This window comes from Brevundimonas sp. (genome assembly GCF_023259385.1).
In the GTDB taxonomy this organism is placed as follows: domain Bacteria; phylum Pseudomonadota; class Alphaproteobacteria; order Caulobacterales; family Caulobacteraceae; genus Brevundimonas.
This window is the reverse complement of sequence record NZ_JAHFPF010000038.1, coordinates 1-18,174: the sequence shown is the minus strand read 5'-3', so window position 1 is coordinate 18,174 and position 18,174 is coordinate 1. Positions and strand designations below refer to the sequence as shown.

The window sequence follows — 18,174 nt, the reverse complement described above, 5'->3', positions numbered from 1 at the left end:
GACCGCGCTGACGGAAATCCCCAAACGCGCGGCGATCTGCGGATAGGTCAGATTTTCGAACCGCCGCAGGACGACCACCTGCCGCGCACGGGGCGGAAGCGCCTCCAGCGCTGCGAGCAGCCGTTTCAAGCGCTGCTTTCCGGCGACGATCCGCTCGGCTCCCGGTTCGTCGCTTTCGGTGACGACCCCATTGATCTCGACATGCCGCCCCCCGCCCCGCGCCTGATCGTAGCGTCCCCGGTCCCGCGCGATGTTGGCGGCCGCTTCAAAAACATAGGCGTCGACGTTCTCGAGACTGAACAGGTCCGCGCGCCGGAGAAGCCGGACGAAGAGATCCTGGACCATCTCCTCCGCGTCCATGGGCGAGCGGGCGCGTCTCTGAAAGAACCGCAGCAAAGGCGAACGCAGCCGGCGGATCAGATCCGCATAGGCGGCGTCGGAAATCTCCGGGATCGCGACGGACGGCGCGGATAAGGATTGTCCGGACTCATGGCTCACGGCGCCAGACATGCGCCATCGCCACAACCCCGGTATGTCGGCCAGACGACAGTTTCACATCAACAGCGGGCGGCGCTTCCCTCGGGGAAACAAGCCGCGCCCAAGCCGGACCTAGGTGTCCGCAGGGGCGGACTCCGCGCGCGCCTTGGCCGGCTTCTTCGAGGCCTTGGCCGGCGCCGGAGCGGCGGCCCGCGCGGTCTGCAGGGTCAGGAGCGCGGAGAACCGGTCAAGCGACGACAGATGGAAATGCACCAGCGCGAGCCATCCCCTGCGATGCCAATCCAGCATGACGTCGTCGGCCAGCCCCGCGAACTTCCGGGCGTCGACGATCTGGAAGCCTTCGAGGCCCAGCTTGCGGCCGTCCGGCAACGTTGCGTCGGCGCGGCGATCAATCAGCAGGTCCTGCGCCTTCAAGGCTTCGACGAACGCCGTGGTCGCCGCGACTTCCGACTGGAAGACCTCGCAGAACGCCAGGGCCTGCCGGGTCGTTGCGCTGGGTTTGACGTCCTCGTCGAACAGCGCGACGCCGTCTCCCCCCGTCCGCACGACCCGGTCCGAGGCCCCGTCGATCGCCAGCGCGAACCGCTCCGGGTTGGCCGTGGCGATGAAGCCGAACGGATAACGACGGACATAGGCCGGAAGATAGGCGTCCTCGGCCCAGGCCCCGTTGGTGACGAACAGATTGGCCCGTTCGAGACCCAGCACCGCGATCGGCTGGGCGTTGCCGGCCGCGAAGACGATCGGATAGGACCGCGCCGAGGCCGCCAGTTCGCCGACGACGATCGGCACGAAAGGCGTGTCCGCGGCGAACGACACGTCGCCGTCCTTCAGCCGCCAGGCGCCGTGGACGGCCGCCGAGAGCGGCTCCGGCGCGCGATAGAACAGCGGAAGGCCGGACAGGGGCGCGGGCGCGCCCGGGGCCTTGGGTTCGGAAGACATGCATCTACTCCTTGGAGGGGATAGCGGCGCGGACGCCGGTCGTGGTTGCGGGTCCTGCACGCTCTCGCCGAAGCCCGCGCCTGATCGTCGCCGCCAAGACCTTCAGACCTCCGGCGAGCCGCCGCTCGCGACCCGCCGGAAGACAGAGAATCGTCTGAGCTATGGATCAGGCAAGAGCACTCAATGGGACGGGCGCTGCTCCGGATTCTGCCCCTGCCCGGCGTCGGACACGATCAGATCGGGTGACGGGTCCTGGTCAAGCGCGAAGACCGGGGTTTCGCCGATGGCGCGCAGCATCTGCAGGCTCTGGATCCCGCCCGCGGGCGGGATCTGGATGACGAACTCGCCCGGCGTGAAGGTCACGACGTAGTTGGACGACGCCGCCAGATCACCCTGCTGGATGACGTAGGCGCCGGCGATCTCACCGGCGGTGCGCGCCAGGCCGCCCGTCAGAACGTCGCCCTGGACGAGGCCGCTCCCGCCGACGACATAGGTCAGGGTTGGATCCACCTGGCCGAAGCGCTTGGTCTGGTTGTTCGCCGTGACGCTGATCGCCCGGCGCAGGATGTCTGCGATCCCGCTCGCGACGCCGGTCAGGGTGTAGTTGCCTGCGTCAGCCCCGGACAGGCTGGCGTTGGTGGCGTTCACCGTCCGGCCGACGCCGGCGTTGCGATTGTCAAACGTCAGCGTTCCGCTGGCCCCGACGGTGTCGCCCGCGATGACGCCGGTCAGGTTGATCGACCCGGTGGCCCCGGTGGTTCCGTCGTAGACCCTGTTGTCCGCGACGACCGTTCCGCCGATCGAGCGGCGCAGGATGTCCGCCACGCCGGATATCGGCCCCAGATCATAGTTGCCCGCGTCGGCCCCGGACAGGACCAGGCCGCTGGCGGTGACCACCTTGCCCACGCCCGCGTTCCTGTCCGCGAAGTTGAAGGTCCCGCTGGCGGTGACCGTATCGCCGGCCACGACCCCCGTCAGGCCGATGGAGCCTGTGGTGGTCGTCGTCCCGTCGTAGACCTTGTTGTTCGCCGTCAGCACGCCTGTCAGGCTGCGCCGCAGGATGTCGGCGATCCCGCTCGTGACGCCGGCCAGCGTGTAGTTGCCGGCGTCAGCCCCGGACAGGGTGGCGTTGGTGGCGTTCACGGTCCGGCCGAGGCCGGCGTTGCGGTTGTCGAACGTCAGCGTCCCGCTGGCCCCGACGTTATCGCCCGCAACCACGCCCGTCAGACCGATGGAGCCCGTGGCCCCGGTGGTTCCGTCATAGACCCTGTTGTCGGCGATGACCCTTCCTGTCAGGGCTCTGGGGTCGATGATCAGCGTGCCGGAGCCGAACGAGAAGGCGTAGTTCATGTCCGACAGCAACGAGCCGAGCGAGGCGGACAGCCCGTAGGTCCCGGCGTTCCGGCTGGTGGCCCCCGAAAGCAGCGGGGCGCCGGACCAGGCGTCCGCCGCCAGATCGCCATTGATGAGCCCGGAGATGAGCGCGCTCAACGTCGGGATCTGGCCATTGTAGGTGACCCGCTGATTGACCGGCGTCACCGTAAGCGTGGGTTGATAGGCGTAGACGAACCTGTTGCCCGCATTGGGCGCGCCGCTGAAGGCGCCGGAGCCGAAGTCGTAGGCCGAGCCGTAGTAGCTTCTGCCCCCGAGACCGCCGAAATTGTTGCCCGAAGTGGACCCGCCGGGATTCCCCGCGGCCTGGCTGTAGATCAGCCAGCGGCCGTTCGCCGCCTGCACCCCGTCAGCGTCGCTGTCGTTGGTGAAGACGCCGTTCGAGGCCAGGATGACCGCATCTCCCGAACCGGCGGAACGAATCGTGCCGGTGGAGGCGATGGTCATCGGTCCCGATTGGATCCGGAGCGCGGCGGCGCTGTCTACCGTGCCGACGATGCTCAGCGCCCCGTCGACGTTCAGGAAGAAGCCCCCGCCGGTCGCGGCGAAGTCGCCCAGCTGGTCGATCCGGTTGGCCGCGCCCAGACTGGCTCCGCCGTCGGCGGATCCGGTCAACCGCCCGGCGACGATGATCCCCGCGCCCGATTGGGTCAGAGGGCCGTTGTCCGCGCGCAGGTCCACCGCCTGGCCGGCGGCGTTGATCGCCCCGACGATCTCGACGCCGCCCACGCGAACGCTGCGATAGGCGAAGCCGCCGCTCGCGACGTCGACCGCGCGGAGGGTCGCGATGTCGTTGAGACCGAGCAGGCTGACGGCGTCACCGGCGTCGACGGTCAGGCTGGCGGCCGTGAAGCTGGCGTCGCTGGCCTGCGAGATGCTCCCGCCGGCGCTCAGCGAGGCGTCGCCGGCGGCGGCGATCCGGCCCGCTCCCAGGAAGCGGATGTCGCCGCTGGCGTCCACGATCAGGTCTTCGCCGACGGCGCCGGACGTGAGGGTGATGTCGGCGCCGACGATCTGGGCGCCCAACGCGGCGTTCAGGGCGCCGATCGTGAGTTCGCCCGTCGGTCCTTCGACGTCGACACGGCCGCCGACGGCCATGACCGACCCGAGGGTGAAGTCGCCATTGCGGACGACGACGCCGACATTCCGGCTCGCGAAGACCGAACTCACGGCGTCCGCCCTGTCCAGGTGGACGAAGGCGTCGCCGCCGGTGCTGGAGATATCGGCCGCCGTCGTCGATCCCGCGGAGCTGAACCGGTTCGCGGCCGTGACGCCGCCCGCCAGGGCGCTGCCGAACACCGCGTTCCCCGATCCGCCGTCCACGTGCACGCGGAGTTGGTTGACGCCCGCCCCGAGCAGCGCGGCCGCCCCGAGAACGGCGTCGCCGCTGGAGCTGTAGATGTAGATCGAATCCCTGGCCGTGGCCGAGGCGACCGTGACGCCGGCGGCGCCGTAGCCGTAGGCGTCGACCGTGCCGTTCGCGGCTGACAGCGCGCCGCTGTCGATACCCATGCCGCCCTGGATCAGGATGTCGCCGTTGTCGCTGGTGACGTCGCCGCCGACCACGAGCCCGCCCGACTGGATATTGATGTCGCCGCCGTAGCGAAGAGTCGCGCCGGAATAGTCCAGGTTGCCGAAGGTGTCGGTGATGTTCAGGTCACCGGTCCTGGCCCCCAGGGGGCTCAGGGCGGCGGTCGAGAAGTCCCGGCCGACAAGCGTATAGTTCCTGCCGACCGTGACCCGGGTCGCGACGTTTACGGCTCCCGCGCTCGCATCCAGATCGAGGTCGCGACCGGCGGTGATGACGTCGGCCTGGATCGCCCCCGCGGTGACGGTCACGTCGCCGTCGGCCGCCAGCTGGGCGTCGCCGGTCAACGCGCCCGCGCCGCGGACCTCGATCCGGATATCGCCCTGGGCCGCGATGTTGACGCCGGTCATGTCCAGACCGCCGAGCGTATCGACGATGGTGTAGTTCCGCAGCGTCGACGGGGCGCCGAACTCGTCCTGCAGAAGCGGGTTGAGGACGTCGCCGAGGAAGTCCTGGGCCGTGATGCTGTAGCTGCCCCCGGTGACGTTGGCGCCGATGGGCGAGCCCCCCGCCCCGGTCTCGATGGAGCCGGCGGAGACCTCGACGGTGATGTTGCGGCCCGACAGCTCGCCGATGGTCAGATCGCCGTGCAGCAGGTTGACGTTGACGTTGCCCGTGATGGCGCTGATCGCCGCGAAATCGCCGAAGACGCTGTCGAGGTTGACGTTGACGTCGCCGGACATCGAGGCGACCACGATGCCGCCGCAGCCGCAGGCCGATGACGCCCCGGTTGTCGGCGGTGATCAGGGCCTTGGTGTCGGCTCCGAAAGTGGCGGTACGGGCCGCGAACACGCCGATGCCGTCGCCGGCTTCCGCACCGCGAAGGGTGGCGTTCCCCGCGATGGAGCCGACCTGCAGCAGGCCGCCCGCGTTCGCGAACTCGACGTAGGCGTCGCCGTCCGTGGCCGCCACGGTGATATCCCCGTCGGCCGAGATCGCGTTCAGCAGCACATCGCCGCCGGACAGGTTCAGATCGCCGCCCGTCGTGATCGACACGGCCTGGCTGCCGTCCAGGAGGCCGTCGGTCTGCGCGATGACCTCGGACGCGCCGAAGACGCTGCCGAGCAGGGTCAGGCCGCCGCCCGCCGCATAGAGCGAGACCCCGCCATTGGCGGCGGTGGCGTCTCCGATCGTGAGGGCGCCGTCCAGGGTCTCGACATAGACGTCGCCGTTCAGTGCGGTGAGCGTGTCGAACGCCGCGGAACCCGAGGCGATCGTGACATCGACGTTGGCGCCCTGGAGCAGGTTCAGGGCGGTGTTGGTGGTGTCGAGATAGACCCGCGCATCGCCGTTCGCGGCGGTGACCGTGACGCTTCCCGTGCCGCCGGCGGCGCGGGTCAGAACGTTGTCAGTACTGATGCTGGTATGGTCGACGGCCCCCAGGGTCGCGTCGCCGTCGGTCGCCGAGACGAGCAGGTCGCCCGTCAGGCCGGTGAGGGAGGCGGCGCCGAGGCGGGCCGAACCGTTCGTCGCCAGCACGGTGATGTCGCCCCCAGCCGTGGCCGCGCCGATGTCTGCCGCGCCGTTGGTGGCCGTCACCAGGACATTTCCGGACGCGTCGGCGTAGCCTGCGACGGTCACCGAGGCGCCGGTCAGGTTGATGCTTCCGCCGTAAGCCGTCGCGGAGCCCGCGGTCAGGGCCCCGGCCGAGGTGACGGTGACATCGTGGGCGGCGTACAGGCCGTCGATGTCGATGTCGGCGGGACCGCCGATCCGCACCGATCCGAGGATCGACTGCACGAGGCCGCCGGTGATGACGTCCGCGGCGTTGATCTCGATGTCGCCGTTGTAGGTCAGCGTCAGGCCGGTGAAGTCGAACCCGCCGGTGTCGGTCAGCGTCCAGGTTCCGGCCATCGCGCCGATGGGGCTCAGCGCGCCGGCGGAGAAGGATCCGCCGCTCAGCCTGTAGTCGTTCATCACGACCAGCGTGCCGACGTCGATATGGCCCGATCCGGCGTCCAGGGTGACGTCGCCGTCGGCGCCGATGGCGCTGGCGACGATGCCGGTGGCCAGGATGCTCAGGTTCCCCTGCCCCGCCGCGTCCGCCCCGGCGACCAGCGCCCGACCGCCGAGAACATCGCCGACGGCGTTGATCGTCAGGTGGCGCTGCGCCGTCACGTCGGCGTTCAGGGTCAGAGCCCCGGCGGTGTCGGTGATCGAGATATCGCGCGCCGTGCCGGTGAACCCGAATGCGCCCGACAGGAAGTCCCGGCCGGTCAGGGTGTAGTCGCCGCCGCCGATGCTGACGGAGTCCGGATCGATGTCGCCGTCGGCGGCCTTCAGCACCACGTTGTGCCCGGTCATCGTCCCGGCGCGGATGTCGCCGGTGCTCGCGACGATCGTGGCCGTGCCGGTCGCGCCGCCTGCGGTGAGCGTATCAATCCTTGAGCCGATGGAGGTCAGGAAGACCCCGGCGTCCCCGCCGCTCGAGACGACGCTGATGGTTCCCGCGCCGCCGGCGCGGCTCAGATCGCTGGCGTACAGGCCGATGCCGGCCTCGTCCCGGGCGCCCAGGAAGGCGTCGCCCGAAGCCGAGATCAAGACATTCTGCCCCGTGCCTTCGCCGTCGCTGGCGCCGGTCAGGATCAGGTTCCAGAGCTGCGCGCCGCCGTCGGCGGCGATCACTGTGACGTCGTCGCCGGCGATGATGTTCCGGATCTCGATGTCGCCCGCGGATGCAGACACATCGACGTCGCCGTCCGTGGTGAGCGTGCCGCCGGAGAAGACGCCGCCGGCGCCGGCCAGGCGGATCAGCCCGCCGGTGGTGACGTCGTTCAGGGTCAGGAGGCCGGTGCTGGTGCTGATGGTCACGTCGCCCGTGCTCGTCGCACCCAGCACGGTCAGCGCTCGGGCGTTGGAGAAGACGACCGCGCCGGTCGCGCCGTTGGCGATGGTCACCTTGTCGACCATGTTGGCGCCGCTGAGGTCCAGGCCGGTCGCGGCGTCGAGATTCAGATCGTGCGCGGTGATGACGCCGCCGGTCTGGGTGATCGCGCCGCCGTTCGACCGCAGCCCGACATGGCCGCCGATGCTGCTGATGGTGATGTCGCCGGTCAGGGCGAAATCGTTGTCGTCAGCGAAGGTGAAGTTGGACCCGGTGCCGACCACGCCCAGACGATCAATGTCGTTGCCCTGGGCCCCGTCCAGGGCGATCCCGGTCACGGCGCTCAGGTTCAGGGTTCCGGTCTCGATACGGCCGATGCCGTGCCAGATGCCGCCGCCGCTGCTCAGCAGGCTGACGCTGTTGGCGCGCCCGGTCTGCAGAAGGCCGAACAGGGTGACGTCGCCGGTGTTGCTGATGTCGATATCGCCGGCGGAGCTGGCGATACTGCCGACGGCGCCGGTGAAGCTGGTCAGCGTGAAGTCCCCGGCCGCGGAGCCGTGCACCACATAGGCGTCGATCTCACCGGCGATCTGGTCGACCGCGCCGCTGTTGGACGTCAGCGAAAGCGCGCCCAGGGGGCCCGTCACCGAGATGTCGCCCGTGATGTCCAGGTCGCCGTCATTGACGACGGTGAACGCCGAGCCGCCGGACGACGAGGCGCCCAGCACGTCGATCCGGTTCAGCTCACCCAGAACGATGTCGCCGCCCGCGCTGACGATCAGGGTCCCGGCGCGCAGTCCGGCGCCGGTCTGGCTGATGCCGCCGGTAGAGCCGGCCCTCAGGGTCATCGTCCCCGTGGTCCAGATGTCGCCGTAGACCGTGGGATCGAACGAGAAGCCGTCGATGTCGCTGTAGCTGATGTCGCCGAACTGCGAGTACAGCAGGGTCACAGAATCCAGGTCGTTGTCCTGGTCCAGGATGATGTCGCCGTTGGCCTGGGCGCGCAGGGTCGTCCCGGTGATGGCGGCGCCGATCGACTGGGTGATGCCGGTGTCGGCCTTCAGCTCCACGCCGTTGGTCGCGGTCAGGGCGCCGGCCAGGTTCAGGCCGCCGCTGCTGACGAAGGCGATCCGGTCCGCCGTGATCGGGCCGAGCTGCCCGACATTGTTGGCCAGGTCGCCGAGCGCAAAGGCCCCGCCGGCTGAGCCCTGGACGCGGCTGGCGCTGATCAGGCCGGTTCCCGACTGGGTCAGGTCGCCGCCGACATCGAAGGTCGCGACGCCGGTCATCGACACCGGGCCGCTGAGGCTGACCGAGTCGACATCCCGATAGGTGAAGCCCCCGTTGCGGACTGAGACGAGGTTGAGCGTATCGACGTCGTTTCCGGCCTGCCCAAGGATGACGTCAAGCTCCGCGTCTACAGCCAGCGCGCCGGCGGTGATCGCGCCGCCGGTCTGGGTGACGCCGCCGTCTTGGGACGTCAGCACGATCTGATCGCTGATGAGGTTTCCGGCGATCGAGAAGCCGTCGGCGTTGCTGAAGAAAATCCTGTCGCCGGCCGACAGGTTCCCGAGCGTCGTCACCACGTTGGCGCGGGTGAAGTTGAGCTCGCCGGTCGCGCTGGCGTTGAGGGTCCCGGCCGTGATGACGCCGGCGTTCTGGTTGATGTTCCCCGCACCCGCCGACAGCGTCATCACGCCGCCCGCGAAGATGTTGCCGTCCAGCGAGAAATCGGTGACGTCCACGAAGCGCAAGTCGGTCCCGGCGAAGCCGGCGGCCAGGCTGCCGATGTCGTTGCCCGGTCCGCCGAGATCGATCCGGCCGTTGGCGAACAGGCTCAGCGCGCCCGTGACGATCGAACCGCTGCTCTGGGTGATGTCGCCGCCCGCCTGGAGCATGACGGCGCTGCCCGAGGTGACAAGCCCCCCGATGTCGATGGAGTCAACGTCGCGGAAGTTGAAATCGCCCGCGCCCGAGTCGACGGCGCCGAGAGTGTCGACGTCGTTCACGCGGGTCAGGGTGATGCCCTGCGCCGCGCTTCCGGAGAAGGCGGCGGCGGTGATCGCGCCGCCGAACTGCTGGATCGACCCTGTGTCGGAGTTCAGCATCAATCCGCCGCCGGCGGTTACGTTGTCCTGCAGGGTGAAGCTGCCGGCGCCGCGGTAGCGGATGTTGTCGCCGGCGGTGAGGGAGCCGAGTTGGCCGACCCCGTTGGCGCTGTTGAACAGCAGATCGCCTGCCGAGGCCCCCTGCAGACGGTTGGCGGTGATCACGCCGCTCGTCTGGACGATGTCGTTACCGTCCGCGCCCGCGCCGTCGGAGACCAGTTCGACGGTCTGGCCCGCCGCGTTGATGTCGCCGGTGATCTCGAAGCCGCCCATATCGCGGTAGGTGACCCCGCCGCTGGTGCTGCTGAGGCCGGCCAGGACCCGGATGTCGTTCTGACCGCCGAAGAACTCCAGCCCCGTGGCCGCCGAGGCGGTCAGACTGTCGGCGACGATCCGGCCGGTCACGGCGGTCTGGGTGATCCTGCCGGTGGTCGACGTCAGGCTGACGGCGCCGGGCGAGGTGATCACGTTGGCCGCAAAGTCGCCGGCGCTGGTGTAGGTGACGCTCGCGCCGTTCAGATTGACGGTGTCGACGGCGTTGGAGGTTCCCATGGTGAGGCTGCCGCCCGCCGAGAAGCTGCCCGTGGTCGCATCGACGCTACCGCCGGTCTGGGTCAGGGCGCCGGTCGTGCCCAGCAACACCGTCTGGGCGATGATGTTGTTGGAAAGGTCGAGCGGACCGTTGTTGCCCGTGATCGAGAAGGTGTCCCCGACCTCGATGTAGCCGATCTCGTCGATGTCGATATTGGAACCGGTCAGGATAAAGCTGCCGGCGGTCGCCGTGCCGGTGAGCCGGGCCGCGGTGATGGTCGGCGCGGCGGTCGAGCTGACCGAACCGCCGGCGGAGACGACCGTCAGCGTGCCGCCGGCGTCGATGTTTCCGAGCACGACATCACCGCCGCCCCTCAGCTCCATGTCCGCCCCGGAGCTGATCGAGCCGGCGGAGGTCATGGTGACGCCGCTGCTGAGCGAGCTGATGTAGACGGTTCGGCCGTTGGCGGCGGCGGACACCTCGCCGTCGATTTCCAATGCGCTCGACGCGTTGTTGATGATGGCGATGTCGCCGTTGGTCGAGGTGACGTCGCCTAGGACGTCGATGGCGTTGCCGCCCAGGTTGATGGCGACGCCGCCGCCGGCGTCGATCTCCAGCCGCCCGACGTCGAGACCGCCGCCTTGCTGGGTGATGGCCCCGCCGGCCGCCAGAGCAAGGGTCCCGCCGACGGTCTGGACACCGTCCAGCAGGAAGTCGCTGACGTCCGAGAAGCTCATGTCCCCGGTGACGTCGACATCGCCGAGAACGATGATGTTGTTCGCGCCGTCCAGCGCGACGGACGCCGCCGTCAGCGACAGCGTGCCGACGTTCAGATTGCCGGAGCTCTGAGTGATGGCGCCGCCGGCGGTCAGGCCCGCTGTCTGTGCATTGAGCACGCTGGTGATGTCGAAGTCGTCGATATCGTTGAAGACGAAGGACGAGCCGGCGACGACCAACCCCAGCGCATCGACGTCATTGTCGCCGCCCAGCGTCACGCCGCCGGAAAAGGCGCTTACACCCAGGACCTGGGCGGTGATCGTCCCGCCGGCCTGCTGCGTGATCCCGCCGTTCATCGAGGTCAGGTTAACGAACTGGCTTCCCCCGGCGGTGATCGCGCCGGTCAGGTCGAAGCCGCCGGCGTTGGTGAAGCTGATCTGGCCGTTGGTGGTGTTGCTTACGGTCCCGAGGGCGTCGATGTCGTTGCCCGCGTCGTTGAGCGTGATCCCGGTAACCGCCGCAACGTTCAGCGTCCCGCCGGTGATCGCGCCGACCTGGGTGACGGCGCCCGTGTTCGAACGGAGGCTGATCGAGCCGCCCGCCGACGCCCCGCCTATGCGGAGCGAGCCGGCGTTGCGGTAGACGGCGTCGCCGCCTGCCGTCAGGGTGACGTTGCCGCTGACGGCGTTGGCGCGATCCAGGTCAAGGGCGCCCGTCGCGTTGGCGTTGAGGCTGGTGGCGGTGAGGACGCCGCCGGTCTGGACGATCGAGCCGTTCCGGGCGGTCAGCACCGCCGCGCCGGAATTGATGTTTCCGCTCAGGTTGAAGCCGTCGACGTCGTTGAAGGTGAAGTCGCCGCCGGCCGAGACGACGCCGAGGTTGTCGACATCGTTGTCGCGGTGAAGCGTGATCGCGCCGCCGGCCGAGAGGTTGAGCGTGCCCGCTTCGATCTGCGGGAAGAAGATGTTGTTGGTCTCGGAGATGCCGCCGGCAACCGAAGTCAGGCTGACCGTCTGGTTCAGCGCCCGGATGGTGCCGTCGATGAGGATGCCGTTGGTCTGGCCATAGGCGATGCCGCCGCTGCCCAGGTTGAAGAGGCCGAGGATCCTGGTGGCGTTATTGCCTGCGTTGGTCAGGTTGATGCCGGTCTCGGCCCAAACGTTGAGCCCGCCGGCGGTGATGTCGCTTCCCGCCGTCTGGGTGACGCCGCCCGTCGCCGAGGTCAGCATGACGTTCAGGGCCGAGGTGATGTCGCCGTCGATCAGGAGGTCGCCCAGGGTCCGGAAGCTGAAATTGTGAGCCCCGACATTGATGACGCCCAGTTCCGCGACCTGGTTCATCTCACCGATGATCGCACCTTGCGTCGTCGTCACGCTGAGCCGTCTGGCGTTGATGTTGCTGCCGCCGTTCTGGATGATTCCGCCGTTGGCGACGTTCAGCGTCACCCCCTGCCCCACCGCGCTGATGGCGCCGGTCAGGTTCAACCAGCTGCTGTTGGTCAGGCTGATCCCGCCGCTAGTGGTGTTGGTCAGATTTCCGAGATTGACGAAGTTCAGCCCGCCGGCGCCCTGCGAGATACCGTTGACCGCATGGATGTTCAGCGTGTCGCCGGTCGAGACGCCGCCGCCGTCGATGACGACCGCGCCGTTCGATGTGATCGTGGCGGATCCGGTGGTGTTGACCCGGATGTTCAGGTCGCCGACCGCGTTGAAGGTGGCGTCCTGCGCGGCCAACGAGGTGTAGCCGCTGATGCTGTTCGCGCCCGTCATCGTCAGGACGCCGTCGGTGTCGAGGAACAGGTTGGCGGCGGTGATGGCGCCGCCGGTCTGGGTGATGGCGCCGTGATTCACCAGCACCATCGTCCCGCCGACCGTGATGTCATCGGTCAGCTCCAGTGCGCCGGAGGACAGGCCGAGGCCTTGCACGGCGCTGAAACTCCCGCCGGCGTCGATCCGGCCCAGCCTGGAGACGAAGTTCTCGCCCAGGGTGATGTCGCCGCCGGCGCCGAGCGTCAGGGTGTCGGCGGTGATCGTCCCGGTCTGGCTGATGTCGCCCGTGGTCGAGTAGAGGCTGACCGTGCCGGCTGCGCTGATCGTGGGAACGGAGAGATCGCCGACCTGCCGGTACAGCAGGTTCTGGCCGGCGCTCAGGCCGCCGATGGAAGCGATCTGGTTGAGGCCGCCCAGGGTCAGGTCGCCGCCGGCGTTGGCGGTGATGCTGCCGGTGGTGATGATCCCGCCGGTCTGGCTGATCGAGCCGCCGTTCAGGGCGGTCAGCGCGACGCTGGTCGTGGCGGTGACGTTTCCGGTCAGATTGAAGCCGAAGCCGTTCAGGAACGTGAAGGCGCCTCCAGAACTGATAACGCCCAGGTTGGCGATGCTGTTGTTGGTCTGGTCGAACGTCAGATTCCCGGCTGCGCTGGCGCTCAACGTGCCGGCGTTGATGCTCCATCCGGCGTTCTGGGTGATGGAGCCGGCCAGCGAGGTCAGGTTCACGGCCTGGCCGCTCATGAGGACGGCGCTGACGCTGAAACCGTTCGTCTGGCTGAAGGCCGCGCCCCCGCTGTTGCTCTGCAGCCAGGCCAGTTCGCCGATGTTGTTGCCGGCGTTTGTCAGGGTTACGCCGGTCGCGGCGATTGCCTGAAGATACTGCGAGACGATGTCGCTGCCGGCGGTCTGGGTGATCGAGCCGCTGTTCGACCTCAGCGTCACATCGAAACCGTTGGCGGTGATGTCGTCGCCGACGACGGTGTTTCCATCGTTCCGGAACAGGACGTGGCCGCCGGCGATCACGCGCCCGAGGCTGGCCACCGCGTTGGCGTTGTTGACCCAGATGCGCCCCCCGGCCGTGAGGTTCAGGAGATTGGCGGTGATGATCCCGCCGGCGGTCTGTTCGATCTGGCCGCTGTTCGCCGTCAGCGAGACGGTCTGGTCGGCGGCGTTGATATTGCCGGTCAGGTAGAGTTGCCCGGTGTTGACGAAGCTGAAGCCGCCCCCGGAAGAAACGGGGCCAAGGCTGGTGATGCTGTTGTTCCGCGTCGCATTGATCCCGCCGGTCGCCGACAGCGACAGCGTGTCGGCGGTGATGGTCCCGCCGCTCTGGACGATGCCCCCCGCGACGTCGGTGATCGACACCGACTGACCCGCCGCGGTGATGTTGCCGACCAATCCGGTGTTCGAGCCGCTGTAGTTGGCGATGACGATGCCGCCGCTCGTCGTGTTGGTGATCGTCCCCAGGTTCTGGACGCTATTGACGAAGATCGGCCCGGCGTTGGGCAGGCTGATGCCGGTGACGGCGCTCAGGTTCAGGGTGTTCGCGACGACGTAGCCGGTGCTGTCCTGGTAGATTCGGCCGCCGGAGGTCAGCGACAGGGTCTGCCCAGCCGTGACCGGCTGCCCCATCGCCAGGTCCGTGGTGGTGCGGATCGAGACGTCAGCGCCCGAACTGGTCGCGACGAGGCGGCGGATCTGGTTGTTGGCGCCGTTGATCGTGATCGAGCCGTTGGAGTTCGCGCCGAAGAAGCCGACGTCGATGATCCCGGACGTCTGGGTGATCGTGGCGCCGGCGCCGACGGTGCGCAGCACCACGCCCGCGCTGGACCCGGTGCTGATGTCGCCCTGGATGTCGAAGCTGTTGGCGTCGCGATAGAGAATGGAGCCGCCGGTGCTGGCCAGGCCGCCGATCGTCGCGACGTCGTTGGTGGCGGTATTGAGCTGGATGTCCGCCGCGGCGCGCGCGGTCAGCCGGTTGGCCGTGATCGCGCCGCTGCTCTGGGTGATGGCGCCCGACGTGGAATACAGGTTCACATTGTCGCCGGCCGCGATGATGTCGTCGGTCAGGACCAGGGCGCCAGCGTTGCGGAAGGTGATGTCGCCCGTTCCACCGACCAGCAGACGCCCCAGTTGGGCGACCTGGTTTTCACCGCCCAGATTCAGGCCGGCGTCGGCTGTGGCGCCGAAAGTGTTGGCGGTGATGACGCCGCTGTTCTGGGTGATCGCCCCGCTGAAGACCAGGAACGACACTATCCCGCTGCCGGTTACATTCCCGGCGAGCGACAGGTCGCCGTTGCTGATCAGGATGATGTCGCCGGAGGTGGTCGACAGGCCAGTGATCTCGTCGATCTGGTTGCTGACCCTGTTGAGGTTGATCCCGGTCTCGGCATGGACGGACAGTTGGCCGACGTTCAGGGGGGCGCCGGTCTGGGTGATCGCGCCGGTGTCCGAGCGCAAGGTGAGGCTGGCCGCCGTGACGGCGCCATTAAGGTTGAAGTTCGTGCCGCCGCGATAGCTGATGGCGCCGCCCGCCGTCAGGGTCCCGAGCGTAGCGAGATGGTTGGTGAGGGTTCCCAGGGCGATGTCGCCGGTGGCGTTGGCGTTCAGGGTTCCGGCCCAGATACGACCCATGCCGCTCTGGGTGATCGAACCGTTAAGAGCCGTCAGGTTGACCGTGCCGGCGGTAACCCAGTTGTCGATCCCGCCGGTGATCTCGAAACCGTCGGCGTCAGTGAGGCTGACCGTGCCCGCGCCGTTGTTGTCGAGGCGGCTGATGGTGTCGAAGTCGTTGCCGACGTCGGTCAGGTCGATGCCCGCCCCCGCCTCGGCCCGCAGCGACGATGCCGTGATCGCGCCGACCTGGCTGATCCCGGCCCACGCGGAGTCGAGCCAGACCTGGCCCGTGGCGTTGATCGGGCCGGCGACGATGGCGTCCGCCGCGCGCATCGTCACGTTGGCGGCGGTCAGGGTCGAGCCGGCGTTCTGGGTGATGCTGCCGTCGAACCCGCCCCCGGGGTTGAGCGGCGTTCCGTTGACGAAGCCCGATCCGGCCGAAAGCACGATGTCGCCGTTCTCGCCCGAGGCGGCGGTCGCCGTGATGTCGCCGCCCAGCAGGATGCTGGCGGCCACGCCGCTCTTGGACACGATCGCCGCGAACACCTGGTTGGCGTTGGTCGTCCCGTTCAGGGTCAGGCCCGGCGTCCCACCGGCGCCGTCGGCCCTCGACGGCACCTCGAAGGTGATCAGATCCAGGTCGTCGGCGCCAGTCGGCGCGAAGGTGACATTGTAGTTCTCGGCCGAGCCGTAGACGACGTCGCCCCCGTTGGTCGCGGTGACGGTCGAACCCGCGGCGGTCGTGACGATCGGCGCGATCAGCGCCAGCGATCCGCCGTTGGTGTTCAGCGAGGCCCCGCCGGCGACGCTGATCGTGCTGTTCGCCGGGGCCCCGGTGAAGGCGAAATTCATGTCGCCGTCGAGGATGTCGCTGTCGGTCAGGCCGCCGGTCGAGGCCAGGAAGCCGCCGGTGTTGATCTGGGCGTTGGCTCCGATCAGGACGCCGCCAGACGACAGGATCCAGATGTTGCCGCCGTTGACGCCGCAGGTGGACATGCAGCCGTTCAGGACGCCGTCGATCGACGCCGCCCCCGCCACGCGGTTCACCACGATGTCGCTGCGGTTGTTGAAGTAGAAGTTCAGGGCCTCCGTCGGCGTGACGGTGAGGTTGTTCCAGTTGATGATCGAGCGGCCGGCGTTGGTGGTGATGTTCGTCACGCCGCCGCCCGAGGCGACGCCGACGGCTCCGCCGTTGCTGTTGGTCGAGCCGATCGTGCCCACGCCCGTGACCTGGGCCATGGCGGAACTCGCGCCGATCGTCATGGCGGCGAGGACGCCGCACAGGGCCGAGCGCGCCAGAAGTTGGGCTCTACGGGAAGCGATCTGGTTTTTCATGGCGGTCTCTCCGGCGCGTGGCGCCTGAAGTTCAGAACAGTGTGGTCGAGAGCGAGATCAGCAGGCGCGAGGCCGGGCGATCGCCGCCCGGGCCGTAAAGGCTGTCGAACGGACGCGCCCAGCCCACGTCGATATCCATCCTCGGCGTCAGCTGGACCCGCACGCCCAGTCCGCCCGAGGACAGTTCAAGCCTGCCGGCGTCGGGCGCCAGGTTCGTCAGCTCGGCCGTCTCGAAGAAGGCGTAGGGTCGCCAGGCCATGCCCCAGGGCGACGCGAGCGGCGTGGTGGTGAATTCCACCGACGTCGCGAAGGCCCGGTCGCCCGACGCGGCCGACGGATCATAGCCGCGGCCGACGGTCAGGTTTCCGACCGAGAATTCCTCATAGGACAACAGCGGGTCGTCCGTGTGCTGCCATGACAGCGTCAATGTGCCGACGATCGGCCCCGTGAGGCGCGCGCCGACCTGCAGCTCCCCGCGATAGACCAGGGCGTCCGGCACGCCGAGGTAACGCGACGCCTCGATGTCTCCGTAGTCGCTGGCGCCCAGCGCCGTCGTCCCGTGCCGCACCTCGAGATAGCCCGTCATGGCCGCCGAGTGATCCGCCAGCGCGCCCGGCGCCCAGTGACCGTCCAGCCGTGCGAAGAACACGCGCAGGTGATCCTCCGTCAGGGTCGCCAGTCCGCCGCCGAACTCGACCTTCTGGTCCAGGATTTCGAGCCCGGTCGACAGGTTCAGGTTCCGGCGGCGATGGCGCACGATCGGCCAGGCCAGCTTCGCCACCCCGGAGAAGCTCTCGCCTTCCAGCTTGAGCGGCGTCAGCTCCTCGCCCGGCTTGGTCCATGCCCACGACCCCGAAACCTCGGCGGTCAGCCCGCTGCCGCCCAGCCGGACCTGTTCGACCAGCTGAATGACCCGCTGTTCCTCCAGGTCGCCCGACACATAGGCGATCAGGGACGTCCGCTCGCCCAGCGGCGTCAGGCTGTTGAGGTCGAGCCGGGCCAGACCCAGCTCGCGCCCCACCGTTCGCGATCCGAAATTGTGCGCCCGCAGCGAGGCGTCGATCGGATCGTGCGAAACGGCGATGTCGAGCGCCACGGCCCCACGTTCGCCGGCGGGTCGCATGGTAGTGCGGATCTGGACGCCAGGGATGTCGGAGGCGAGCAGCAGATAGCGTTGCGCCAGGTTCAGGTCGAACGGCGCCATGCCCTTCAATTGATCCAGATAACGGGCCACCTGCGCCTGGGCCGGGCCGGCGTCCCCGCTGTAGGTGACGGATGTGACCCGGGCCTCCACGACCTCGAGGACCAGCCGCCCGGTGTTGATCCGCTGCTCCGGGATCGTCACGGCGGCCAGGATCCCGCGTCTCAGATAGAGCGCCGCCAGACGGTCCCGGATCTCACAGATCCTGGAGACGGAAATCTCCTGCCCCAGGTGATTTGCCCACGCCGTCGACAACTCCGCCTCGGACAGCGCCAGGCGGTCCTGGCCGGAAGAGCGGACCTCCACGCTCTGCAGGGAGAACTTCAGATCGCTGTCTCTGAAGGGACAGGGCCCCGCCTCGACGCCGGCGAACAGCTCGCCCTGCGGCGCGGCCGCGAGCGGCGCCAGTTGCGAGGGATTGAGCGCCTGGCGGTCCGGCAGGGCGTCCTGCGCGGACGCGGATCCGGCGAACGCCACGAGCGCGACCGCCCCGCCGACGCCGGCCGCCCATCCCCGCCAGGCCTTGCCCACGCCCCTCCCCCGGGGCGCGAAGGCGAGAGCCGCCGCGCCAGGCGCGGTCGAATGAAGCAACGCGTCGCGCCGCCGCATGCGGGCCGGCGCGGAATCCGGAAGATAAGTCGCCATTGTCGTTGAA

Annotated in this window: 5 protein-coding genes; all 5 read right to left on the bottom strand. The window is 68.7% G+C overall.

Annotated features, from left to right (window positions below):
• Positions 1-510, bottom strand: a 510-nt coding sequence (locus Q0C81_RS04630) for a sigma-70 family RNA polymerase sigma factor (protein ID WP_291834221.1), incomplete at its 3' end; no start/stop codon positions are given.
• Positions 511-609: 99 nt separating this feature from the next.
• Positions 610-1,437, bottom strand: coding sequence for a SapC family protein (locus Q0C81_RS04625; protein WP_291834218.1), 828 nt, complete (start codon positions 1,435-1,437; stop codon positions 610-612).
• Positions 1,438-1,617: 180 nt separating this feature from the next.
• A complete protein-coding gene (locus tag Q0C81_RS04620; protein WP_291834224.1) occupies positions 1,618-3,276 on the bottom strand; it encodes a YDG domain-containing protein in 1,659 nt (552 codons plus the stop codon).
• 1,210 nt (positions 3,277-4,486) lie between these two features.
• Positions 4,487-16,318 (bottom strand): filamentous hemagglutinin N-terminal domain-containing protein, encoded by an 11,832-nt coding sequence (locus Q0C81_RS04615; protein ID WP_291834215.1) that lies wholly within the window; start codon positions 16,316-16,318, stop codon positions 4,487-4,489.
• A 31-nt stretch (positions 16,319-16,349) separates the two neighbouring features.
• The gene (locus Q0C81_RS04610; protein ID WP_291834211.1) at positions 16,350-18,050 is read right to left on the bottom strand and encodes a ShlB/FhaC/HecB family hemolysin secretion/activation protein; all 1,701 of its coding nucleotides are present in this window, start codon (positions 18,048-18,050) and stop codon (positions 16,350-16,352) included.
• Between the last annotated feature and the right edge of the window lie 124 nt (positions 18,051-18,174).

Coding starts and splice junctions, on each gene's coding strand:
- Q0C81_RS04615 (WP_291834215.1), bottom strand. CDS start 16,318: ATGAAAAACCAGATCGCTTCCCGTAGAGCCCAACTTCTGGCGCGCTCG.
- Q0C81_RS04625 (WP_291834218.1), bottom strand. CDS start 1,437: ATGTCTTCCGAACCCAAGGCCCCGGGCGCGCCCGCGCCCCTGTCCGGC.
- Q0C81_RS04620 (WP_291834224.1), bottom strand. CDS start 3,276: ATGACCATCGCCTCCACCGGCACGATTCGTTCCGCCGGTTCGGGAGAT.